The sequence below is a fragment of the Nocardia tengchongensis genome, from assembly GCF_054781395.1.
In genome coordinates this window covers 91,127-113,668 of record NZ_BAAGUM010000001.1, presented here as the reverse complement: position 1 = coordinate 113,668, position 22,542 = coordinate 91,127, and the positions used below count along the sequence as shown (strand labels likewise).

At 70.0% G+C, this 22,542-nt stretch carries 16 protein-coding genes; 3 read left to right on the top strand and 13 right to left on the bottom strand.

Translation table 11 applies throughout. The features are described 5' to 3' along the window. Positions 1 to 8 precede the first annotated feature (8 nt). On the bottom strand, positions 9 to 1,445 hold the full coding sequence (locus ACYVKL_RS00555; protein ID WP_379170085.1) for a GuaB1 family IMP dehydrogenase-related protein: 1,437 nt from the start codon (positions 1,443 to 1,445) through the stop codon (positions 9 to 11). Positions 1,446 to 1,542: 97 nt separating this feature from the next. On the opposite strand from ACYVKL_RS00555, the gene ACYVKL_RS00550 reads away from it, so the two are divergent. Next, a complete protein-coding gene (locus tag ACYVKL_RS00550; RefSeq protein ID WP_379170083.1) occupies positions 1,543 to 1,983 on the top strand; it encodes a nuclear transport factor 2 family protein in 441 nt (146 codons plus the stop codon). Positions 1,984 to 2,007: 24 nt separating this feature from the next. Here the strand turns inward: ACYVKL_RS00550 and ACYVKL_RS00545 are convergent, their stop codons facing one another. The 7 genes from ACYVKL_RS00545 to ACYVKL_RS00515 all read right to left on the bottom strand — a co-directional run bounded on the left by ACYVKL_RS00545 (position 2,008) and on the right by ACYVKL_RS00515 (position 8,768). Further along, the gene (locus tag ACYVKL_RS00545; protein ID WP_379170081.1) at positions 2,008 to 2,391 is read right to left on the bottom strand and encodes a cupin domain-containing protein; all 384 of its coding nucleotides are present in this window, start codon (positions 2,389 to 2,391) and stop codon (positions 2,008 to 2,010) included. Positions 2,392 to 2,600: 209 nt separating this feature from the next. Further along, complete coding sequence (locus ACYVKL_RS00540) at positions 2,601 to 4,190, bottom strand: DEAD/DEAH box helicase (RefSeq protein WP_379170079.1); 1,590 nt, start codon at positions 4,188 to 4,190, stop codon at positions 2,601 to 2,603. Between the two features lie 76 nt (positions 4,191 to 4,266). Then, complete coding sequence (locus ACYVKL_RS00535) at positions 4,267 to 5,208, bottom strand: M56 family metallopeptidase (protein WP_357200743.1); 942 nt, start codon at positions 5,206 to 5,208, stop codon at positions 4,267 to 4,269. A gap of 44 nt (positions 5,209 to 5,252) precedes the next feature. After that, a complete protein-coding gene (locus ACYVKL_RS00530; RefSeq protein ID WP_213555057.1) occupies positions 5,253 to 5,654 on the bottom strand; it encodes a BlaI/MecI/CopY family transcriptional regulator in 402 nt (133 codons plus the stop codon). 78 nt (positions 5,655 to 5,732) lie between these two features. Further along, entirely contained in the window at positions 5,733 to 6,524 is a 792-nt protein-coding gene (locus tag ACYVKL_RS00525; protein ID WP_357200737.1) for an ABC transporter ATP-binding protein, read from the bottom strand. Between the two features lie 37 nt (positions 6,525 to 6,561). Continuing rightward, positions 6,562 to 7,695, bottom strand: coding sequence for a FecCD family ABC transporter permease (locus ACYVKL_RS00520; protein ID WP_379170077.1), 1,134 nt, complete (start codon positions 7,693 to 7,695; stop codon positions 6,562 to 6,564). Between the two features lie 35 nt (positions 7,696 to 7,730). After that, positions 7,731 to 8,768, bottom strand: a complete 1,038-nt coding sequence (locus tag ACYVKL_RS00515) for a FecCD family ABC transporter permease (protein WP_379170076.1) — start codon at positions 8,766 to 8,768, stop codon at positions 7,731 to 7,733. Positions 8,769 to 8,901: 133 nt separating this feature from the next. On the opposite strand from ACYVKL_RS00515, the gene ACYVKL_RS00510 reads away from it, so the two are divergent. Together ACYVKL_RS00510 and ACYVKL_RS00505 are read left to right on the top strand one after the other, a co-directional pair. Continuing rightward, entirely contained in the window at positions 8,902 to 9,606 is a 705-nt protein-coding gene (locus ACYVKL_RS00510) for a hypothetical protein (protein WP_379170074.1), read from the top strand. Between the two features lie 267 nt (positions 9,607 to 9,873). After that, positions 9,874 to 10,854, top strand: a complete 981-nt coding sequence (locus ACYVKL_RS00505; RefSeq protein ID WP_379170072.1) for a helix-turn-helix domain-containing protein — start codon at positions 9,874 to 9,876, stop codon at positions 10,852 to 10,854. A gap of 3 nt (positions 10,855 to 10,857) precedes the next feature. On the opposite strand, the gene ACYVKL_RS00500 is transcribed toward ACYVKL_RS00505, so the two are convergent. The 5 genes from ACYVKL_RS00500 to ACYVKL_RS00480 all read right to left on the bottom strand — a co-directional run bounded on the left by ACYVKL_RS00500 (position 10,858) and on the right by ACYVKL_RS00480 (position 22,410). Beyond that, positions 10,858 to 11,820 (bottom strand): helix-turn-helix domain-containing protein, encoded by a 963-nt coding sequence (locus ACYVKL_RS00500; protein WP_379170070.1) that lies wholly within the window; start codon positions 11,818 to 11,820, stop codon positions 10,858 to 10,860. A 450-nt stretch (positions 11,821 to 12,270) separates the two neighbouring features. Continuing rightward, a complete protein-coding gene (locus ACYVKL_RS00495) occupies positions 12,271 to 17,445 on the bottom strand; it encodes an SDR family NAD(P)-dependent oxidoreductase (RefSeq protein WP_379170068.1) in 5,175 nt (1,724 codons plus the stop codon). Continuing rightward, positions 17,442 to 17,996: a methylglyoxal synthase gene (locus ACYVKL_RS00490; protein WP_379170066.1), complete on the bottom strand. Its 555-nt coding sequence runs from the start codon at positions 17,994 to 17,996 to the stop codon at positions 17,442 to 17,444. Before ACYVKL_RS00490 ends, ACYVKL_RS00495 begins: the two co-directional genes overlap by 4 nt. Further along, on the bottom strand, positions 17,993 to 20,977 hold the full coding sequence (locus ACYVKL_RS00485) for an SDR family oxidoreductase (RefSeq protein WP_379170064.1): 2,985 nt from the start codon (positions 20,975 to 20,977) through the stop codon (positions 17,993 to 17,995). Before ACYVKL_RS00485 ends, ACYVKL_RS00490 begins: the two co-directional genes overlap by 4 nt. Then, complete coding sequence (locus tag ACYVKL_RS00480; RefSeq protein ID WP_379170062.1) at positions 20,977 to 22,410, bottom strand: acyltransferase domain-containing protein; 1,434 nt, start codon at positions 22,408 to 22,410, stop codon at positions 20,977 to 20,979. Before ACYVKL_RS00480 ends, ACYVKL_RS00485 begins: the two co-directional genes overlap by 1 nt. Positions 22,411 to 22,542 lie beyond the last annotated feature (132 nt).

Genomic DNA, 22,542 nt, shown 5'->3' with positions numbered 1-22,542 from the left:
ACGGGTGATCACCAACCGGACGGCAGCGGCCGGCCCTCGGCGAAACCGGCGGCCGACTGCACGCCCAGCACGGCGCGCTCGTGGAACTCGCCGATGGTGCGGGCGCCCGCGTAGGTGCAGGAGCTGCGCACACCGGAGGTGATGTGGTCGATCAGGTCCTCCACGCCCGGGCGTTCGGGATCCAAGCGCATGCGCGAGGAGGAGATGCCCTCCTCGAACAGCGCCTTGCGGGCGCGGTCGAACGCCGAGTCGGTGGCGGTGCGAGCGGCCACGGCACGCTTGGAGGCCATGCCGAAGGACTCCTTGTAGCGGTTGCCGTCACGGTCGACGCGCAGGTCGCCGGGCGACTCGTAGGTGCCGGCGAACCAGGAGCCGATCATCACGTTGGCCGCGCCGGCCGCGAGGGCCAGGGCCACGTCGCGCGGGTGGCGGACGCCGCCGTCGGCCCACACGTGCTTGCCGAATTCCTTGGCGGCCGCGGCACATTCGGCCACGGCCGAGAACTGCGGGCGGCCCACGCCGGTCATCATGCGGGTGGTGCACATGGCGCCGGGGCCGACACCGACCTTGATGATGTCCGCGCCGGCTTCGATCAGGTCGCGGGTGCCGTCGGCGGAGACCACATTGCCCGCGACCAGCGGCACACCCAGATCCAGCGCGGCCACCGAGGCCAGCGCCTCGAGCATCTTCTGCTGGTGCCCGTGCGCGGTGTCCATGACCAGCACGTCGGCGCCCGCGTCGACCAGTGCCTTGGCCTTGGCCGGGATGTCGCCGTTGATGCCGACGGCGGCCGCGATGCGCAGCTTGCCGTTGGCGTCGGTGGCCGGGGTGTAGATGCCGGTGCGGATGGCGCCGGTGCGGGTCATCACGCCCGCGAGGGTGCCGTCGGCATTGACCAGCACAGCCAGGTGGGCGTGCTTGGCCTCGAGCAGGCCGAAGATGTCGCGCGGGGAGGCGTCGGCGGGGGCGCTGACGAAGTTGGTGTCGGCGATCACGCTCAGGCGGGCGAAGCGGTCCACGTCGGCGCAGGCCGCCTCGGTGACCACGCCGACCGGCTTGCCGTTGTCGACCACGACGACCGCGCCGTGGGCGCGCTTGTGGATGAGGGCCAGCGCGTCGGAGACCGACTGCTCGGGATCCAGCACGACAGGGGTGTCGGCGGTGAGCGAGCGGCTCTTGACGAAGGCGATGGTGTCCGAGGCCGCCGCGATCGGCAGATCCTGCGGTAGCACCACGATGCCGCCGCGGCGAGCGACGGTCTCGGCCATGCGGCGGCCGGCGACGGCGGTCATATTGGCGACCACGAGGGGGATGGTCGTGCCGGTCCCATCCGTGGTGGAGAGGTCGACATCGAACCGGGACGCTACATCCGTCCGGCGCGGGACGAGGAAGACGTCGTCGTAGGTCAGGTCATAGGGCGGGGTCTGCCCGGGAAGAAACTGCACGTTGGACCATGGTAGCTGAATGCTGTGAGTTCGCCAGCGCTTTGCCCGGGAAAATATCGATTGCCGTGCGAGGCGCCCTGTCCTAGCGTTCGCGACCGTGACCGATCTTGCGGCGCTCGCCGATCGACTGGATGTCAGCGACACCATCACCAAACTCTTCGTCTACTGCGACCAGGCCCGCTGGGCCGACCTGCGCGAGTCGGTACTCGCGCCGGAAGTGTTCTTCGACAACGGCTTCGGCGGCCCCGCCGGCCCGCGGCCCGGCGCCGACATCGTCGACGCCTGGTCCACCGGCCTGGGTTCCCTGGACGCCGTCCACCACCAGGCCGGCAATCACCTCGTCGAAATCATCGGCGACACCGCCCTCGCCCACGCCGACGCCATCGCCGTTCACGTGAAGAACGATGCCACCGGCGGCACCACCCGCTGGTTCGTGGGCAGCTACGTGCTGGGTCTGCACCGCACCGAAAAGGGCTGGCGCATAGACCGTTTCGAATACCAGCTGAAGGTCATCGACGGCAACGCCGACCTGATCTGACCGTCGGCGCGGGGCGCGCGGGGCTCAGGACGCGGTGGGGATGAACAGCGCTTCGAAAGGCGGTTCACCCACCGCGACGGTCGTGTGACCGCGCCCCTCGGTGTCGGCGGCCAGCACCACGTCCCCCGGCGTGAACCGCCGGCACTCGCCGTCGGTGGTGGTCACCTCGATCGCGCCGCGCAGCATGACAACCCACTGCCGGGCCGGAGCTGGATGCGGTTCGCTGTCGAAGCCCTCGCTGCGCAGATAGGACACGCCCGCGGTCGAGGACATGTCGCCGACCGCCATGGCGGGTACGCCGACCGCGAGAGTTCTTTCCGCCAAACCGATCTCGGCTTCGGTGAACGTCGACCCGCCGTCGAGGGTGGAGGCGATCATCGTGTAGCGCAGGTTCTTTCGTTCGATCATAGTTCCGAGGCTCGTCGTCCGGTGCCCGCGACGCGATTCCCTGCTGGGAATGGCGCGGCGGATCGCTCGGAATTCGCCACCCACGCAGATTTGCTAAATGATTGCTGGAGCCACTTTCGCCCTCCGAGTTATCTCAATCTCGTCGGATTTGCCGGAAATGGGCCGCTATTCGAGTGGGCGTGTCGTATGAACCTACAAGCGTGTCGGGCTCAGCGGGACGAACGGCGGGCTGCGCCGGGTTTGCGCTTCTTGTTGTGCGGGCGGCTCTCGCCGCGCGGGCGCTGTTGGCGGAACCTCGGCTGCTCGGGTTCGGCCTTCTGCGCGGGGGCCGGCGGGGCGGCGGGGTCGGCGATCGGGCGGCCGCTCGGGCGGCGGGCGCCGGTGATCTCGGTGAGCGTGCGGTCGCCTGGGCGGACCTCGACGTCGGTGAGGGTCACCGAGGCGCGCTCGGCGAGACGGGCCGCCTCCTCGCGGTCGTCGGGGGTGACGATGGTGACGACTGTGCCCGACGCGCCCGCGCGGGCGGTCCGGCCGGTGCGGTGCAGGTAGTCCTTGGGGTCGGCGGGCGGATCGACGTGGACGACCAGTGAGACGTCGTCGATGTGCAGGCCGCGGGCCGCGACGTCGGTGGCGACCAGCACCGGTGCGGTGCCGTCGGCGAAGGCGGCGAGCATGCGGTTGCGCTGGTTCTGCGCCTTGCCGCCGTGCAGCGCGACCGCGCCGATGCCGATCTCGCGCAGCTTGCGCGCCAGCTTGTCGGCGCCGTGCTGGGTGCGCACGAACAGCAGGGTCCGGCCTTGCCGCGCGGCGATCTCACTGACCACCGCACGCTTGTCCGGCCGCCGGACGTGCAGGGCGTAGTGCGCGATATCGGGACCTGCGGCGACCTTCCCCATGCGGGAGGTCTCACCGCCCAGAGAATCCGCACCGGACTCCGTGGCGGCGCTCGTGCTCGGCGCAGCTGAATTCGCTACCGCCGCAGCCGTTCCCGCTTCGGCGTCGGCCGCCACCACGGCTGTGGCGATCGCGTGGGTGGCGGGTTCCCGCAGGTACTTCTGCACCAGCCCGTCGATCGACTCGTCGAGAGTCGCCGAGAACAACAGCTGCTGAGCGTCGTCGGGCACCTTGTTGAGCAAGGCGGTGAGCTGCGGCAGGAAGCCGAGTTCGGCCATGTGGTCGGCCTCGTCGACGGTGACGAGGCGAATATCGGCCAGCTGTACCGCTTTCCGCCCCAACAGGTCGGTCAACCGGCCGGGCGTCGCGATGACCACGTCCACGCCGCGCGCCAGCCGCTCCTCCTGCTTCTTGATCGGCAACCCGCCGACCGCCGTCGCCAACCGCAGGCCCAGCGACAACGCGGGCTCGTCCAGCGCCGCCTCGATCTGAATCGCCAGCTCACGCGTGGGTGCGAGGATCAGCCCGCGCGGTCGCTTCGGCACGCTCGGCGCACCGAAGAGCCGCACCAGCATCGGCAGCCCGAACGCCAAGGTCTTGCCGGAACCCGTTGCGGCCCGGCCCAGCACGTCGCGGCCCGCGAGAATGTCGGGAATGACCGCGGCCTGAATCGGAAACGCGCTATCCATCCCACCCCGCCGCAGCGCCTGCACCAGCACCGGCGGCAGACCGAGATCCGCGAATCGCGCCGCGGCTGGCCGACTGCGCTGGTCGGTTACTCCGGCCTTGCCGCCGACACCGCCCGCCGATTCCACGGGTGTCGCCGAGGCTTCCGTGGGTGCCGCGTCCGTCGTGGACGCCGGGTCGGGTGCTGATGTCGGGTCGGTGTGGATGGTGTCCTCCATGGCTGGATTCGGGTTTGATGCGGGCACGGCGGATCCAGCCGCGCCCGAGTCGGATTCGGGGGCGGGCGGATCGGATTCAGGCACGGCTGACCAGGCGGCTGAGTTCGACCAGCCAGGGGATCGCGACCGCGAGGGTCGGGACGACGAGGATGGCCATGGCGGCCAGGTAGGCGGCGACCGCGATGCGGAGGTCGCCGATGGGACCGGCCAGGCGCTGGATGCGGATCAGCGTGCTGGGGCCGCCGGCAGCCATGGCGCCTTGCGGGGCGGGCGAGTTCGAGCAGGCCACGAGTGCGCGGGCCAGCGGCGTGGGTCCGGTGACCTTGACCGCGGAGTCGTCGGCGAGCAGTTCGATGAGCAGCTTCACCGAGTCCAGCGCGGACTTCGAGCGCACCACGCGGGGGAAGGCCTCGTGGGCGGCGGTGAAGGCTTCCAGCACCAGGTCGTGGCGGGCGCGCAGGTGGGAGCGTTCGTGACTGACGATGGCGGTGAGTTCCTCGTCGGTCAGGTTGGTGACGGTGCCCTGGCTGAGCACCACGCGCCGGCGCAGGCCGGGCAGGCAGTAGGCGATCGGCTCGGCGGCGGCCAGTACCCGGATGTCGGCCGATTTGCGTTGCACGCTGGACTGATCGAGCAGGTCGACCAGCATGCGGTGGCGGGCGCGGCGGCGGCGGGTGTGGATGCCGACCCGGATCACCGACCAGATCAGCCGCGCCCCGACCAGCAGGGTGAGCGCGAAGACCAGCACGAGCGCGAGCCACAGCGGCAGGCCCAGGGCATCGATCTCTTTGCTGGGGGTGGTGGTCGGCCGTCCGTCGGGGCCGGGCACCAGCAGGCGGGAGGCGATGGCGAGGCCGGAGCCGAAGGCGCTGAGCACCGCGGCCAGCGCGATGGCCTGCCACAGCACCAGCGCCGCGCGCGGGCTGCGGAAGGGCCAGGTGGCTCGGCTGAGCAGCGCTGGCACCGGTCCCGCCAATAACAAGGCGAGACCGGCGAAAACCGGCGCTGTCCAGTCCACTGTCCTCAGCTCACTGCGTTGTGGGGCTCGGGCCGAGGGTACAGCTACCTGGACTCGGGATTGTCCTTGCGCGCGACCTCGGTGGCTTCGAGCTTAGCGAGTGCGGCGCGCAATGCGTCAGCCTCGTCCGCGCCGACCTGTTCGACGAAGTGCACCAGCGCGGCGCGGCGGCTGCCCACCTCGTCGGCTTGCTGCAGCGCGTCGAACATCAGACTGGCGACGAGTTCGTCGCGGGTGTGGACGGGTGCGTAGCGGTGTGCGCGGTCGTCGCGCTGCTGGACCACGAGGTTCTTCTTCGCCAAGCGCTGTAGAACGGTCATCACCGTGGTGTACGCGAGTTCACGACGCTCAGCGAGGGCTTCATGGACCTGCCGGACGGTTTGCGGTTCGTCGGCCGACCACAACTGGTCCATGACCGCTTTCTCGAGTTCACCAAGACCTGCCATCCCACAAGCTTACGGAGACAACGACAGCAATGCGTACTACAGGTCGTCGTAACCGGCGAGTTGCTGGTGTGGGATTCCTCATACCCGGACGTGCCGGCTGCCGATCGGCACGATCATGGGCCGCCCCGACACCGGATCCTCGAGCACCTCGGCGCGCAGACCGAACACTTCCTGCAGCAGCTCGGCGCTGATGATGTCGGCGGGCGCGCCCTGAGCCACGATCCGACCGGCCCGCATCACGATGAGACGATCGCTGTAGCGGATGGCCAGATTCAGGTCGTGCAGCACCATGACCACGGTCCGGCCCAGATCGTCGTGCAGGCGATCGACGAGATCCAGCACCTCGAGCGCGTGGGTCAGATCCAAATAGGTGGTCGGTTCGTCGAGCAGCAGGATGTCGGTGCCCTGGGCCAGGGCCATGGAGATCCAGGCGCGCTGGCGCTGTCCGCCCGACAGCTCGTCGAGGGTGCGCCCGGCCAGGTCCGCGATGCCCGTCTGGGTGAGAGCGGCCAGTACTTCGGTCTCGTCGTCGGCCGACCACTGTCGCAGCCACGACTGATGCGGGTGGCGGCCGCGGGCGACCAGATCGGCGACGGTGAGGCCCTCGGGCGCGACCGGTGTCTGCGGCAGCATGCCGACCACGCGGGCGATGTCCTTGGTCTTCATGGTGGCGATGGCCTTGCCGTCGAGCAGGACCCGGCCCGCCTTGGGGCGTAGCAGCCGGCCCAGCGACCGCAGCAGGGTCGATTTGCCGCAGCCGTTGGGGCCGATCACGGTGGTGACCAGCCCGGGTTCGATGGTCAGCGACAGTCCGTCGACGATGACCCGGTCGCCGTAGCCGAGGGTGATGTTCTCCGCCGCGAGAGTCACAGTGCCGCCTTCGAAGTCACAGTGTTGCCTTCCGAAGTCACAGTGTCGCCTTCCGGTTGGTGCGAACGAGCAGATACAGCAGGAACGGTCCGCCGACCGCCGCGGTGACCACGCCGACGGGCAGCGATACCGGGAACGCGGTGCGCGCGAGCAGGTCCGCGCCCACCACCGCGATCGCCCCGACCAGTGCCGACGCGATGATCGGCTCGCCGGGCGTGCGCAGCAGCCGGCGCGCGATCTGCGGCGCGGCCAGCCCCACGAAGCCGAGCGGACCGACCGCGGCGGTCGCCAGTGCGGCGCAACAGACCGCGGCGGCAAGAAGAATCGCCTGCTGGGTCTGGATGCGGACGCCGAGGATGCGGGTGGTGTCGGTGCCGAACCGCAGCGCGGCCAGCGTGCGCGCCGACCCGGCGGTGACGAGCAGCGCCACTCCCAAGCCGATCGAGGCGGGGATCAGGCTGGACCAGTCGGCCATGTTCAGTGATCCGGTCAGCCACTGCTGGGCGTGGGCCGCGTCGTTGAGGGTGGCCCGGGTCAGCAGCCAGCTCACCACCGACAGCAGCGCCGCGTTCACGCCGATCCCGATGAGCACCAGCCGAAATCCCATCACCCCGGCGTCCCCGGAGGCGGTCCGTCCCCAGGCCAGCAGGTAGATGAGGACCGCGGTCAGCAGCCCGCCCGCCAGCGCCGCCCCCGAAACCCCCAGCGCCGCAGCGGTCCCCGTTCCGGCCCCGCCGAGTCCGACCAGTACCGCGACCGCTCCGACGCTCGCGCCGGAGGTGATCCCGAGCAGGTCGGGGCTGGCCAGCGGATTGTGCAGGATCGACTGCGTCACCGCGCCCGCCAGTCCCAGCGCCGCCCCGACCACCACGGCGGTCAGGGCCCGGGGCAGCCGCGAGTCCATGATCACGAACCGCTGCGCCCGAGTTCCCCCGCCGCCCAGCACATCCAGCACGCGCCCGACCGGAATCCGGAACTCGCCCACCGCGATATCGAGGGCGAACAGTCCGAACAGCAAGGCCGCCAACCCGATCACTGTGACCAGCGCGACGGGCCGCAGCACCGTCGACGCCCGGCCCACCCGCACGGCAGGGCGAACAGCGCGCAGACTGCCTGCGGCAGCGGTGCGCTCGGCCGCTGTGGGGTTTGCGGTGCGATCGCCGGAGCTCACCGCGGTTCCGGCGGCGTTGGGAGGTGTCGGGAGTGTCACAGGCTCACCAGCTTTCGGCGGCGGACGAGCAGCAGGAAGAACGGCGCGCCGAGCGCGGCGAGGGTGATGCCCGCCTGGAGTTCGCCCGGGCGGGCGATCAGGCGGCCGGCGGTGTCGGCCAGCAGCAGCACCACAGCGCCCAGCAGCGCCGAGTAGGGGAGCAGCCAGCGATAGTCGGGGCCGGTGACGGCGCGGGCCAGGTGGGGGACGATCAGTCCGAGGAAGGCGATGGGGCCGACGGCGGCGGTCGCCGCGCCCGCGAGCAGCACGACGGCGGTCAGGCCCAGGGCCCGGCTACGGGTGAGGTTGACGCCGAGGCCGCGGGCCACGTCGTCGCCGAGGCCGAGCAGGTTCAGGGCCGGGGCGCAGGCCAGCGCCAGGAGCGCGCCGACCAGCAGGAAGGGCAGGATCTGGCAGATGGTGGCGGCGTCGTGCCCGGCGACGTCGCCGACCACCCAGTACCGGTAGGTGTTGAGGGCCGTGCCGTCGAGCAGGACCACGATATTGGTCATGGCCTGCAGGAACGCGGTGACGGCCGCGCCGGCCAGGACCAGGCTCAGCGGGCTGGCCTTGCCGCCGCCCAGGGCGGAGACGCCGAAGACGACCAGGCCTGCGAGCAGTGCGCCCGCGAACGCGAACCAGATGTACTGGGCCGGCGCGGTGAGTGCGAACAGGTGGATGCTCAGGGCCGCCAGGAACGCCGCGCCCGCGTTGATGCCGAGTAGTCCGGCGTCCGCGAGCGGGTTTCGGGTGTAGCCCTGGATGAGTGCCCCGGCCATGCCGAGCGCGAGTCCGGTGCTGAGGGCGAGTCCGGTTCGGGGGAGCCGCAATTCGCGCACGATCTGGGCGGCGGTGTCGGTGGCGGGGCACGAAAGTGGCAGTCCACCAGGGCAGATGATGGCGTCATAGACGGTTCCCAGGCCCAGATTGCGGGTGCCGAGGGCGATGCTGGCGGCGACCGCGCACAGCAGGAGCACGGCGAGGACGAGAAGTCCGGACAGACGTCGCCGTCTGGTGGTGACTACGGCGGGCACGGTGACGAACTACTCCTGACACGCTCTATGGTCGGCAAGTCTGGTAAGCCTAACCTATCTTTTGAACTCGTTGTCCATGCTCCGCGCTCTGTGTCCCCGCATTGGCCGGATAGTCGATGAATGAGGAGGTTCGATGCTCGAACCCGTAACCGTGTGCCCGCCGCGCGATTCCAGGCTCGCCTTCGGGACGGCCTGTCACCGCCTGCGCGCGCTGCAACCCGACCACCCGCGCGTCTACGCCGTCGCCGCCATGGCCGACCAGGGCAAACGTCGCTGGTGGCGGCTCGCGGACGGGATCCGCGAGGGTCGCATCGAAGTGATGTACCGGCGGCACGCCGCGGAGATGAGCAATGCCGACATCGCCGCCGAGGTGGTCGCCACCGCGCTGATCCACGCGGTCGTGGGCCGGGTGATGGCCATGGTGGTCTCCGAGGCCCGCGCCTGGGATCCGGGCCTGGAGAACCTCTGGATCCACTCCGACAACGACGGCGGCATCGACTGGGCCGGCTTGTCCGACACCACGATCCGTGTGCTGGACGGTGATCCGCTGGCCGAGGAGGACGGCGTGGTGGCGCTGCCGTGTGAGCGGGCGCTCTACGTCTGGCTCGTGCACCGCTGCCTGCCCGCGCTGACCCTGATCCAGGACGCGATGGCGCATTGCGCCGGGTTGAGCGTGCGACGTTTCTGGAGTCTGGTCGCGGAATCGGTGGTGGGTGCGGCGACCTATGTTCCCGCCCTGGCGAATACGTCCTCGTCGGAGGGTGCGCGCCGCGGCCAGGCCATGCTGGCGGCGTTCGAGGACCGTGGTCTGCCGGTCCGCCGCGTCTGCGTCCGGTAGCGCCGAGATCGGTCCTGCCGAAGGTTAGCTGTAACCGATGAGGTGATGCCTTACCGTGCCCGCGCGGGCGACGCAAGTCGACTGTGCGGCAAACGATCTTGATGCACTGACCCTGCAAAATGACGACCGCCACCGGGCGCGCGCGAGCGACGTCCGGTTTGGTTTGCTGCCCACTTGCTGCTGCTACTGTTCCGTCCGCGGTGCCCGATTTCTCGCGAGAGATGTGCGGCGGCACAGCGGTAGTGGATCGAACTGGTGGAGGCGTGGATGGCGGTCGTGTTCGACACCGCGGTGTTGGCTCGGCACGAGCGCGCGGACGCGATGGCGGCCGTCGCCTCGGAAACGGTGGCCGCCGCCGATGTGCGATTCGCCGAACGCGATGCGGCACACGGTCGTATGGAGGCGTGGACGTTCGGGCCGGTGGAGCTGCTGCGCACCGAGACCTCGGGTGTCGATCTGATCAGGACGGCCAAACACGTGCGGACGAGTCCGGCGGGGCTGTTCTCGGTGACGCGGCAGATCGGCGGCACCCGGATCCATGAGCATTTCGGCGTTCAGGAGGCGCTCGCCCCGGGGGACTGCGGCGCCATCGACTATGACAACCCGTTCACGGCGGTGATGCGGGGCGCGTCGATCGGCGTGAGCCTGCGTCTGTCGGTGGACGAGCTGGAGTTGCCGGGTGACATCGTGCGGACCGCGGCGCTCGCGCTGCGTACCAGCCCGTTGTGCCCGATCGTGTCCACGTTCATCGCCGACCTCGTGGATCGCGCCGACACCATCGAATCCGATCCGGGCGCATCCGATCTGGGGCGGGCGGGGGTGGATCTGGTTCGCGCGCTGCTGTTGTCGGCGGCCGGCGCCGAGTCGGCCGAGGGCCTCGCGGCGGGTCTGCCCGCGCCGCTGTTGTTGCGTCAGATCGAGACCTATCTGCGCGCCCATCTGCGCCGCCGGGATCTGACTGCCGAGGAAGTCGCTGCCGCGCACCATATCTCGGTGCGCAGGCTCTACCGGCTGTGGTCGGATCAGGGGCTGTCGATGCGGCAGTGGATCATCACCGAACGTCTGGAGCTGGCCAGGCGCATGCTGGCCGATCCGCGGCATGCGGAGCGCACGATCGGCTGGATCGCGCGCACCGCGGGATTTCGCGACGCCAGCCACTTCACCCGCCGCTTTCGCACCGCCTACGGCATCGGCCCGAGCGAGTGGCGGGCCGAGGCGCGCGGTGCGGCCCGCGGGACCGCGGGCTAGCGGTCAGGCGGTGGCCGCCGCGTAGCGCCAATCCCGCGGTGTCATCCCGTACGCGGCCCGGAACCGACGCGTGAAATGCGTGGCGTCGCGGAAGCCGACGGTGTGGGCGATGGCGCTGATGGTGCGCCCGCCGTGCGCGGGATCCACCAGCAGGGCGCGCGCGGCCGCCAGTCGTTCGCCGATGATCCACTGCTCCAAGCGGATTCCGGCGCCCGCGCACAACCGGTACAGATAGCGGGCGGACATGTTGTGGGCCGCGGCGATCTGCTCGACCCGCAGGTCCGGGTCATTGAGGTGGCGGCGCACGTAGCTCTGCACGTCGCGGACCACGGCCTGCTGGTGGGCCGGGGTGTCGTCGCCGGTGGTGGCGGGCCCGGATGCGGACAGCAGCAGGGCGCGCACCATTTCGACGCAGCACTGGCCGACCATGACCGCGGCGGGATCGCGTTCGAGGGCTTCGGCGCCCTCGATGAGTTCGGTGATCTGCCCGGCGATCATGTCGTGCAGCGGGCTGTGCCGGAGGCGTCCGGTGGCGGCGGCGAGGGTCTCGCTCGACAGTCCGAGGCGATCGCGCGGCACGGCGATGCACCAGGATTCGCCGAGGCCGTCCCAGCCCACCTCGAAGGGGGTCGCGAAGTCCCAGACCGCGCATTCGCCCGGTGCGGTGACCGTGTGCCGGCCGTTCTGGTAGTGATGGCGGACCGCCTGCTTCTGCAACACCACGGCCACCGCCGAGGAGGGCGTGCGGAGCACCTGCGCCGGGGTGCGGCGGACTCGGACCGCGGAGATCTGGATCCGGTGCAGTGTGGCCACACCGAGCCGCCACTTCTCGTGGCGAGTGACAACGCGTTCCGGTGGATCGAGCAATTCCGCATCGACCTGCAGCGCCACCGACTTCGCGAGGTCGGTGACCAGGCCGTGCCGATTCTCGATCGGGCACGACTCCGTATCCAAAAGGACAGCCATCTCAACTCCCCTCGGAACCCGCCCGACTCGGGTTCCAGCTTTCGTGCTGAACAATGTGACCGACCTGATTTTAGGAAGCGCGAGGCAAACTCCATGCATGCGCCGACCGGCCATTATTAGGAGCGGATTACTGAAAAGTCCGGCAAATAGAACCGATCGGTCATTCGACCAGTGACTTCACGAGCAGGACTCGACTGTGTGTGCCCTGCGGAGTGGCACTCAGAGGCGACAATCGTGCGCCCACAGCAAAACTGCGGGCAGCGCTCGACGTGTCGGTAGCAGCATTCCGCACATCGCCCGGTCGGGGCCCGCAATGTGCGCTGCAGGCACAATGCGCGGCACACAAGGCACGCTCTTGCACCGTTCGTGGACCTGTCCGACGATGCGGTGCGGAGGTGGGCACAGCTCGGCCCCCGCCCCGAATATCGAGGAGCGGGGGCGAGGCATTCTTCAGCGGTGGGTACGTGCGAGTACCCGATCACGGGATCCGGTGCGGAATGCCGAGTCCGGTGCGGTGGGCGACTCGATCGGCCCGAATCGCACCCGTTCCACGGCCATCACCGGTACGCCCGCGGCATCGGCGCGGTAGCCGCCCGCGCTGCGGTGAACGGTGTCGACGTCCACGCAACCGGGTAGCAATACCAGTCGATCGATCGACAACCGCTGCGCGTCAGCACCTTCCGAACCGAGCCGCGCGTCCTCCAAGATGGCCGCCAGCGCTGGGTGCGGCAGGCACGAGCGTGGCGCGCCGGGCGTGCACCACAGATCGGCGTCGCGGTGCGGCGATACCGCGCCTCCGTCGGCGACCACCGGCTCGTAGGCGAGCGGGACGGGATGCTCGGCATACCTCAGCGTCATCGCCCCGATTCCGGCGACCGTGACCCGCACCGTCCACAATCCTTCCGACCACGCGCCACGGGCGGTGATCCCGACGTCGTGTGCGGTCTCGCGGGACAGCCGCAGGGCCGGCAGATCCACGGTGAGATCGCCGATCTCGAGCAGATGCTGCCGAGCGCGGTTCTCCGGCCGCACCCAATCTCCCGCCGCGAGCACGTATTCCAACAGCATGGCCGTCGACAACTCGGCTCCGGCCAGATGCGGTTCGGAATCCGGGGTGAGCCGGTGGCGGGTCGCGAACACCCGATGCTCGTCGAAGGTCTCGACCGTGCCGAGCAGTCGCCGTGCGGTGGCGAAGCGCTGCGCGTCGGGATGCCCTTCGGGCAGCACGATATTGCGCAGCGTTCCGGGACGCCACACGACGCCGAGCCGTCCGAGGTAGGTCACCTCGCCCGACCGGCCCGCGTCCGGGTCGTGCGGTGCGATGAGTTCGGCCTGCCAGTGCGCGACCGCCTCCTCGGGGAGCACCGTCGAGCAGTACTGCGCCGCGCCTTCGTAATTGACGATGTTCCCGACTCGCTCCCAGGTGGGCCAGCAGATGGTGCGCACCGGGATGCCGTACCGGCGGGCGGCCCAGCAGCCGAGCTGAGTGAGGGCATTGTTGGCCGCGGCGTACGGGAAGTGGCCGACCATGCCGCCGAAGCGGCCCGAGACCGAGCTGACCCCGCAGACCATGCGGGGCGTGGTGTGCAGCAGGGTGGCGGCCAGCAGGTTCTCGAAGCCGACCACCTTGGTGTCCATGGTGACGGCGAGGTCGGCGTCGGTCTGGGCGGGAATGCGCACGCCGCGGTAGACGCCCGCGTTGTGGACCAGAATCGTCGGTGGCCGCTCCAGCCGGGCGAACAGCGCGTCGACGCTGGCCCGGTCGAGAACGTCGCAGACCTCGAAGTCGATCGTCAGTCCCTCGGCGCGGGCGTCGTTCAGGTTCCGCTGCAGCTCGCGGAGCCGATCGGTGGCCCCCAATTCCTGGACAGCGGAACGGATTCGGTCGGGATCGCCGGATCCGGCCGCGGCGTCGCGCAGGACGTCGCGATGATGGGCCGCGTAGCCATCGTCATCGGTGAGCGGTCCGTGCGGGCACGGCGTGCGTCCGGTGACCACGACTGTCGCCCCGGTGCGGGCCAGTGCCTTGGCGAGTTCGAAGCCGACCCCGCGCCCGCCGCCGGAGATCAGCACGCAGTCCGCGGGTCCGATGGCCTCGGCGTCGTTCTCGGCTGCGAGCAGTGGTGCTTCCCGCATGGTGAGGACCCGTCGGACGCCGTCGCGGTAGCCGACCTCCAAATCGGTCCAGTCGCCCACCTCGGCGCACATGATCTCGACCGCCGACGGCGCATCGGCTCGATCGAGGTCGATGGCTTTGACCGCGACCGCCGGCAATTCGATCGGCAGGGTCTTGGCGACGCCGGTCCACGCGCCGCTGAGCGGTTGTGCCGGAACTGCGTCGGATCGGCCGAAGACCCCGTCCTGATGCCCGACCGCCAGATAGAAGTGGCACGCGAGCCCAGACTCGGTGAGCCAGGACGGGTAGACGAGCTTGATCGCGGTGACGGTCCGGTCGTACGCCTCGCGCCAGGCGGCGTCGCCCAGCACATAGTCGGCTCCACTCGTGACACCGAGATCGACGATCCCGTCGCAGGTTTCGACGGCGCGGGCGGCAGCGCCGAGCTCGTCGCGGTCGGTGGCGGTGTGCACCGTGACACCGCGGGCGCGCAGGTGCGTCGCGGTCTGCGCGGTGAAGTCGTTGGGAAGCCCGAGCAGCAGAACGGTTTTCCCGGCCAGCCGATCGCCGTGCGGGTCCGCGAGCGGACGGGGAATCGGATCCGTCACGTAGCGGCCGACCGGCCTGGCGAAGTTATGTCCGTCGTAAGCGAGCAGGTTAGGGCGCACCGCTGGTTCGTCCTCGGCCGGCGATGCCGGCTGGTCGTCCGGTGTCGAGACGGGAACCGTTGTGGGCCTGCCCTGCTCGTAGTCGGCGGTGGTACGGAACTCGCCCGTTTCGCGGTGCACGTAGCCGATGACGTCGCCGGTGAGGTCCGACATCCGCAGCAGGAGGCGGCCGTCCGCGGTGGTCACCGCCGCCCAGTCATTGGTGTAGGTCTCCGGGCCGGGTCGGGGCGGGCGGGTGTACAAGTTCAATTCGCCGTCGCTGACGGCGAAATCGTTGCGTCCGCCGTAGACGTCGATGCGGCGAACCGAGCGCGGCACCACGATGGCGCTCCACTCGTCGCCCCGGACGGCGACGGCGGCTTGGGCGACGGCGTCGCACAGCACGGCGGGCACCAGTGCTCCGGAGAACCACCGCGCCAGCCGATCCCGGTTCAGCCGCATGCGCGCCCGGTTCCCGGCCGCGCCTACCCCGACCCGGTCGAATGCGGCGAACACGCCACCGAGGCGGGCGAAGGGACTGTCGACCTGGTAGGGGTTGCGCAGCTCGACCGCGTCGGTGGGGGACGGCAGCAGTCCTGGATCGGGCCGCGGGCACGCGGGTGGGGCGTCGCGCAGGACCACCCGCATCCTGGCGTGCAACTTGTCTCTGGCCAGGACCGTGCCGTCGGGTGCGATCAGGTCGCAAAGGATCCGTACGTCGACGACCGAGCGGCCCTCGGCGCCCGGCTCGTGGCCGATCAGCGTGGCGACGAGCTTCTTGCGGTCGGGCCGGCGCGCGGTGCGGTAGACGCGCAGGAATCGCTCGAAGGCCAAGTCCTCGAACGCGACCGGAACCCGGCCGGGCACGAGTTCGGCGGCGGCCTCGGCGGCCACCTCGGTGAGGACCAGTCCGGGCATGGTCGGGTGGCCCTGGATCAGGTGGTCCTCGAGATAGCCGTCGCGTTCGATGGTGAAGTCGCGGTGGACAACCAGGCGTTCGGGGGTCCGTTCGGCGACCTCGTCGACGAAGAAGCGGCCGCCCGTGGAAGTCGGTGCCGTCCGGGTGGATGATGTCGTCGGAGCGGGTTCGAACAGTGCGCGCCACCGGGGCCGGTCACGGTCGAGGGAGGCGCGCTCGGTGTCGCCCAGAAAGGCCGGGCAGACACCGGGTTCCGCGAGCGCGAGTTCGCCGAGCAGATGTCCGATGCCTTCCGCGGTGGGCATGCGGGCGAGGTCGGCGTTGTCGTCGAGCATCTTGCCGATGAACGCCTCGGTGCTGCGGCCCACCTCACCCCAGAGCCCCCAGCCGAAGCTCACCTCTCGGTGGCCGCGGGCCGCTTCGAACCCGCCGCTGCTGAGCAGGAACGCGTTGCCCGCCGAATAGTCGGTCTCGCCACGGATTCCCAGCACTCCGGCCAACGAACTCGTATTGATCCAGGTGTGCGGCGGATGCGCGGCGAAGGCTTGTTTGAGGTTGCGGTAGGAACTCACCTTGAGGTCACGCACGGCACGGAAGTCGGCCAGGCGCTTGTTCTCGAGGTTCGCGGTGCGGTTGATGCCCGCGAGATTGAACAGCAGATCGACCCGCGGGCCCGACAGCCGGTGGATCTCGCCGGCCACCCGGGCCACCGCGTCGGCGTCGGTGAGATCGCAATGGTGATAGTGCACGCGGTTCGTGCCGGTCCGTCGTTCCAGTTCTCGGAGATTGTTGCGAACCGTGCGTGCGTGCTCGAGGCGGGTCAGTTCGGCTCGGGCGGCGCGGATGCCGCCGGGCCGGTCGACAGCCTCGCGCAACAGTTTTCGCCGGCGTTCACCGTGGGAGTCCGCGTCCTCGGTGAGTTCGAGATCGTCGAAGCGGCGCAGGTCGGTCGACCCGATGATATGCAGGGTCGGCCGGTAGCGCTCGGCGACGGCCAGCATCATCGCCATACCGACGCCACGGCTCGCGCCCGCGCCGACGACCACCGCGTCGGCGGCGAGTTCGGGGGCCGTGGCGCCCTCCGGCAACGGTGCCGGCCGCAGGCGTTCCACTGCGCGGGTTCCGGCCGCGTGAATGACCACCGGCAGGGGGCGCACCGTCCGGCTTTCCAGTTCGAGTGCGGCGATTCCGGTGCCGGGGTCGACTTCGTCGGTGAGGAGAACGAGGTTGTCCACACCCGCGAACGAGGGTTCCGACCCGAGTGCCTTGGCCAGGCCGGTGTACAGACCGGCGTAGGGGTGCGGACGGCCGTCGGCATCCGCGCCGCCCAGGACAAGGACACGAAAGGTTGTGCGGTTGGCCGCGGCCCGTGCGGTGAGGAAAGCTGTCTCGTGGACGGCCAGGATCGCGTCGTCGCGTACCTCCGACCACTGCCGAACCGGGTCGAAGGAGACCACCACCCGGACATGCTCGGGATCGGCGGCGGCGATCGCGGCCGCCAACGCCGCCTCGTCGTGGTCGAGGCCGGTGGTGGTGCCGTGCGCGGTCATGATCCAACCTCGCCCGTCGGCGCGAAGCACCGCGGTGTCGGCGGCGAGCAGCTCCGGGGCGATCTCGACGTCTCCGGACACCACCAACAGGGTGCGCGGGGGAGCGAAGGGCGCGTCGGATCCGCTGCCGATGGGCGCTTCGGGCTCGTAGGTCAGCAGATGGCGTTCGAGGACCTTCGATGCGCTCGGCGACGAAGCCTGCGTGGCATTCGATGCCGAGTCGGCGGCGCGGGTTCCGGCCCGCTCGAGTCGCAGGGTGAGCGCGGACTGCCCGGCGGCCCCGGGCCGGGTGATCTGTGCGGAGTCCGCTGTGCCGGTGAGGAATTCGATCAGTTCCAGAGCGCCCTCGGCGCCCAGCAGCCGGACCTGGTCCGGGCGGCGGTCGGATGTCATGCGGGTTCTCCGATCGAGGTGTCCAGCCGGTACTCTCTGCCCGTCACCAGTGGTTCGGGCATCGCCGCACGGATGGGGACGGTCGCCCCGGCTTTCGGGTGCTCCGGCCGGCCATTGCTGACGCGGGGCGACTCGCACCGAGGCAGGGCTGCGGTGACAGCGGACGCGGTCGACACGTTCAGCGCGAAAGGCACGTTGTGCACGCAGCATTGGCGGATCAGGGCCTGGCAGTCGTGATCGTGGGGCAGGAAGCCGCTGGGGTCGTAGAGGAAGACGACTGCCGCGATCTGCCCGGCGGCCACCGCGGCCGCGATGGCGACGTCCCCGCCGTTCGGGCCGTGCCCGCAGGCGTTGACCGACCACCCGAACTCGTCGCGCAGCCGGGCGCCGGTGCTGTCGGTGGCCATGATGTCGTACCCGGACAACGTGGTGTGATTCCGCCGTGCGAATTCGATCAGGTCGCCCTTCATGTCGTCGTGCGCGACCAGCGCGATGGTTCGTCGCGCCGGACGGGCGGGCCGAACCGACTTCGAGTGCAGGTCGATGGTCATGCGGGTGCTCCGATCGAGGTTTCCAGTCGGGTGAGAATGTCGAGTCTCGCGGCACGAGCCACGGTTTCGCGGGTGACGGCGAACAGGTACGCGCCCTCGGCCACCGGGCGGGCCGGGTCCGCGCCGACCTCGGACGACCAGGCCGGCACGGCGTTGGCGCTCATCCCGGCGACGAGCGCCAGATCCAGGTCTCCGGAACGCAGATAGTCCTCGGCGGTCTGGAACACCTGCAGCAGTGCGGTTTCTCCGGTGTCCACCAACAGGTTCAGGCCGCGCAGATCGAAGTAGTTGCAGATGCGCGACGCGATCAGGTTGGGCATGGCGCCCGGATACGAGTCGGCGCTCAGCGGCGGCGCGGACGCTTCGACGGCCTGCCGGAACTCCTCCAGGAAGCGGGGAATGCCGGGGATGGGTTCGGCGGCCAGCACATCGGCGATGTCGTCCAGATGCGTGCGCAGCACGATGCCGCCCATCGCGTGGGTCTGCCCCATGAAACCGACGATCACACCGGTGGTCTCGCGATGCTCGGCGCAGAATTCCAGCACCGGTTCGGGTAGGGCCTGGACGCATTGGATCGCCAGCAGCTGTGACCGGTCGAGCGAGCGCACCAGTTGCGGTGGCATCCGGACACTTTGGAAAGGCGGTGGCGGGAACTGCTCGCCGAAGTCGAGGCCGTCGGGTTCACGCTTGGACCAGCCGACGATGACCAGATGATCGTCGGAGTGATCAGGACGTGTGCGGGGCGCGGGCGGTGTCGTTCGCGGAATGTAGTCGGAGACGACGACCGTGGCGTTGGTGCCGCCGAATCCGAAACCCGAGACGGCGCCGTGGCGCTGACCCTCGACCTGCTGCTCGCCGATCGGCCGGGGCCACGGTATCGGCTCGCGAGGCACCACCAGATGGGGAGCCTTCTCGGCGACCTCCGCGCGCATCCTGGTGAATCGGGGCTGGGCCGGGATTCGCCCGTGCCGCATGGCCAGCAGCAGGTGGATGATCGACAGCGCGCCGGCCGCCCAGCCGGTGTGCCCGATGATCGCCTTGTTCGCCACCACCGGGATCGGGCGCTCGCCGGTGTAAACCTCCGCGATGCCGAGCAGTTCGGCGGTGTCGCCCGCGATGGTGCCGGTGGCGTGAGCGATGACCAGCCCGATGTCACGCGCCGCGAGGCCGGAGTCGGCCAGGGCCCGCCGGGCCGCCGCCACCTGACCCGCGGTGGAAGGTGCGTTGATGGCCTTACCCTTACCGTCCGCGGACAGCCCGATACCGGAGATGATGCCGTGTACGCGGTCGCCGTCGGCCAGCGCCCGCGAGAGTCGTTTCAGGACCAGCAGTCCCGCACCGTCGGCGAAGAGCACGCCGTCGGCCGACTCGTCGAGAGACCGGACCTCGCCGGTCGCCGACAGTCCGCCGAGCTGGGCGAACGCCACCATATTGGCGACGCGCTGGGCATGCGAACCGCCGCAGACCGTGATGTCGGCGCGGCCCTCGCGCAGGTCGCGCACGGCGCGGTGCAGGGCGTACAGCGACGAGGAGCAGGCCGTGTCGACCACGAATACCGGTGTGGCGGTAGGCAGGATGCCCTCGATCGCGTCGGAGGCGATGTCGTGCGGCAGGGTGCGGGTCGAGGTGGCGCGCGGAAAACGTTTCAGCAGTGCGGTTTTCACCGTGGCGATCTGCTCGGCGGACATGGTGCCGCTCTCGGTGAGCGCCAGCAGAACCGATTCGACGAGGAAATGCTCACCGCGATGCTGGCTGCCGTCGCAGGTGAGCCCGACGCTCATGGTGAACCGGTCCGCGTCGCGGCGGGTGACCGATTCCAGGGCCTGGAACAGACTGTGCCGCAACCACACCGTATTGAAATCCCGTTCGACGTCCGGTTCCGCGGCGAGGCGGGGGTGGGGACGGAAGTCGGCGATGATGCCGCTCACCGGTTGGTAGCCCTTGTCGGGGACGTCGCGGCGGCCGGGGGTGAACGCCGAGGTCTGCCAGCGGTCGGGCGTCGCCTCGCTGAACAGGGCGGGGCCGTCACACAGCACCTGCCAGAACTCTTCGGGACTGTTGACACCCGGTGCGGCCATACCCATTCCGACCACCACGATCGGATCGTCACCGGCCTCGGGCGTGAAGTCTGGTTCGGTGGTCGTGGACGCCGTGCGGGGTGCGCTCGTCAGGTCTGGCGAATTGGCGGATTCGCGGCCACCAGGGGACATCTTCCCCAACGGCAGCCCGAGTCCGCCGTCGGCGGTCACGGTCTGCCCGGTCATCCACACCGACCGATCCGAAGCCAGGAAGCCGACCACCTCGGCGATCTCGGCTGCCTGCCCGAGCCGTCCGAAGGGGGTCCGGTCGGCCATGGCCGCGGCGAAGTCATTGCTGTCCGGGAACATGCGGGCACCGGGCGTGTCGAGCAGGCCACCGGATGCGGTGTTGACCCGGATGCCGTCGACGGCGAATTCGACGGCGAGATAACGGGTCAGGCTCTCCAACGCGGCCTTGGACAGGCCGATGGCCAGGTAGTCGCTCAGCACCCGGGTGGAGCCGACCGAGGACAGGTTGACGATCGATCCGCCACCGCCGGCCGCCATCAGTTCCCGTGCGGCCTGCGAACACCGCAGTGGCCCTTTGACATTGATGTCCCAGGTACGGTCGATATCCTTCTCGGTCAGGGTGGCCGAGTTGCCGAACAGGCCGAGCGCGGCATTGTTCACCAGCACGTCGAGGCGGCCCGACGTCGCTCGGATCTCGGTGATCATGCGTTCCACATGATCGGGTTTGCCGACCGATCCGCGCAGCACCCGCACGTCGTGCCCGGCGGCGGTGAGCTCCTCGGCCTGACGCCGCCCGGCCGCGAACGAGTGGAAGCAGTTCAGATAGACCGTGGCGCCCCGCTGGGCCAGCAGACTCACCACGGCACTGCCCACGCCACCGGCTCCGCCGGTGACCAGTGCGACCTTTCCCGCCAGCTCGCCCGCGGCCGCCATCAGACGGCCTGCGCCAGGTCGCGGGAACCGGCGGCAGCCAGTACGTAGTCGGCGATCTTGCCGAGAGTGTCGAAATCGACGGTGCGGATCGAGGAATCGGGTTCGGGCAGGCCGAAGAGCGTGCGAGCCCGGCCCATCAGGTCGGTCTGGCGGATGGAGTCGACGCCCAGGTCCGCCTCCAGCAACGCGTCCTCCTCGAGGACCTCGATCGGGTATTCGAGGGCCTCCGCGTACATTTCGCGCAGGCCGGCCAGCACCTGGGCGCGATCATGGATGGCGCCCTGCGCCGGGGCCGCGGCGGGCGGCGCGGTCACCGGAGCAGGGCCGACGGGGGCGACGGCTGTCACCGGTGCTGCCGCAATCGGAGCGGCGGCGGCCACCGGAGCGATGGGCGCGACGTGGGGGACAGCCGCGACCGGGGCGAGCGTGACGGCGGGCGGGCTCACCGGCTGGGCGACAACCGGGTCCGGCGTCGGAATGGACTGCGGCAGTGTGGTGTTCGTGGCCACCTGCGATACCGCGTGCAGCGGCGTGGCGACCTGGACGCCCGCGGGCAGGCATCCGGCGATCAAGGACGCCAGCACCGGTTTGCCGGTCGCCTCGGCGAACGAGTCGATTCCCGAGCGGAAGACCGCCAGGATGCCGTCGTAGAAGTGCACCGGGCGCACGAGATGCCTGCCGATCACCGTGCGCGCGTCGGCGGCGCTGCTCACCTCCCGCGTCAGAATGGGGGAGTAGACGGTGATCGCGGGCGCCGCGACGGAGATGTCGTCCACCGCGCCGGCGACGACATCGGCCGAATCACGCAGGATCCGATTGTGATACGGGTACGCGGCGGATACCCGGGTGGCCCGAATTCCGGCCGCCTGGGAGATGCGTTCGAGTTCCAGCAGGGCCTCGTGCGGGCCGGAGACCACGGACTGGCGAGGGCCGTTGTCGACGGCCATCGTCAGATCCGGCAGATTCAACAGTCCGACAAGGTGATTCGCACGCACCGCGCCGATGCCGAGCGCTGTCATTCCGCCCAGGCCGGTGCTCTGCCGCTGCAGGGTTTCGGCGCGCAGACAGACCAGTCCGGCCATGTCGGTGACCGACACCGACCCGGCCAGCGCCAGCACGGTGAGTTCGCCGAGGCTGTGGCCGATCAGGACGTCGGAGCGGATGCCGCGCGCGATGAGCCCGTGCCAGGCGAGCACGCCGCCGGCGAACAGGGCCAGATCCAGTGTCACCGGCCGGGTTCGGGCCAGTTCCTCCCAGGTCGGTGCGGCCGGGTCGCGCAGCAGGTCGGAGATGCGGCCGTGGCCGCGCGCCGCGCCCACGGCGTCGATGTCGGCGAGAACGGCGGACAGCCGCGGATCCTCGGTCAGGGCGGCGAGGGCGCCCGGGTGGTATGACCCCTGGCCGGGGAGGACTACGGCGGTACGAGTGCTCATCGAAACTCCTTCAGCGGGTGTTCGCTTGTGCAGGAATGCGAGGAGAGATGCCGGACGGTCCGTACCCGCGGGTGTGCGCTGGGCTTGCGCCCTGGATCGCGCTGGGCTGTCGCCTGGAGAATGGTGTGTGAC

Coding starts and splice junctions, on each gene's coding strand:
- ACYVKL_RS00545 (WP_379170081.1), bottom strand. CDS start 2,391: ATGATCGAACGAAAGAACCTGCGCTACACGATGATCGCCTCCACCCTC.
- ACYVKL_RS00540 (WP_379170079.1), bottom strand. CDS start 4,190: ATGGAGGACACCATCCACACCGACCCGACATCAGCACCCGACCCGGCG.
- ACYVKL_RS00530 (WP_213555057.1), bottom strand. CDS start 5,654: ATGGCAGGTCTTGGTGAACTCGAGAAAGCGGTCATGGACCAGTTGTGG.
- ACYVKL_RS00510 (WP_379170074.1), top strand. CDS start 8,902: ATGCTCGAACCCGTAACCGTGTGCCCGCCGCGCGATTCCAGGCTCGCC.
- ACYVKL_RS00505 (WP_379170072.1), top strand. CDS start 9,874: ATGGCGGTCGTGTTCGACACCGCGGTGTTGGCTCGGCACGAGCGCGCG.
- ACYVKL_RS00500 (WP_379170070.1), bottom strand. CDS start 11,820: ATGGCTGTCCTTTTGGATACGGAGTCGTGCCCGATCGAGAATCGGCAC.
- ACYVKL_RS00495 (WP_379170068.1), bottom strand. CDS start 17,445: ATGACATCCGACCGCCGCCCGGACCAGGTCCGGCTGCTGGGCGCCGAG.
- ACYVKL_RS00490 (WP_379170066.1), bottom strand. CDS start 17,996: ATGACCATCGACCTGCACTCGAAGTCGGTTCGGCCCGCCCGTCCGGCG.
- ACYVKL_RS00485 (WP_379170064.1), bottom strand. CDS start 20,977: ATGGCGGCCGCGGGCGAGCTGGCGGGAAAGGTCGCACTGGTCACCGGC.
- ACYVKL_RS00480 (WP_379170062.1), bottom strand. CDS start 22,410: ATGAGCACTCGTACCGCCGTAGTCCTCCCCGGCCAGGGGTCATACCAC.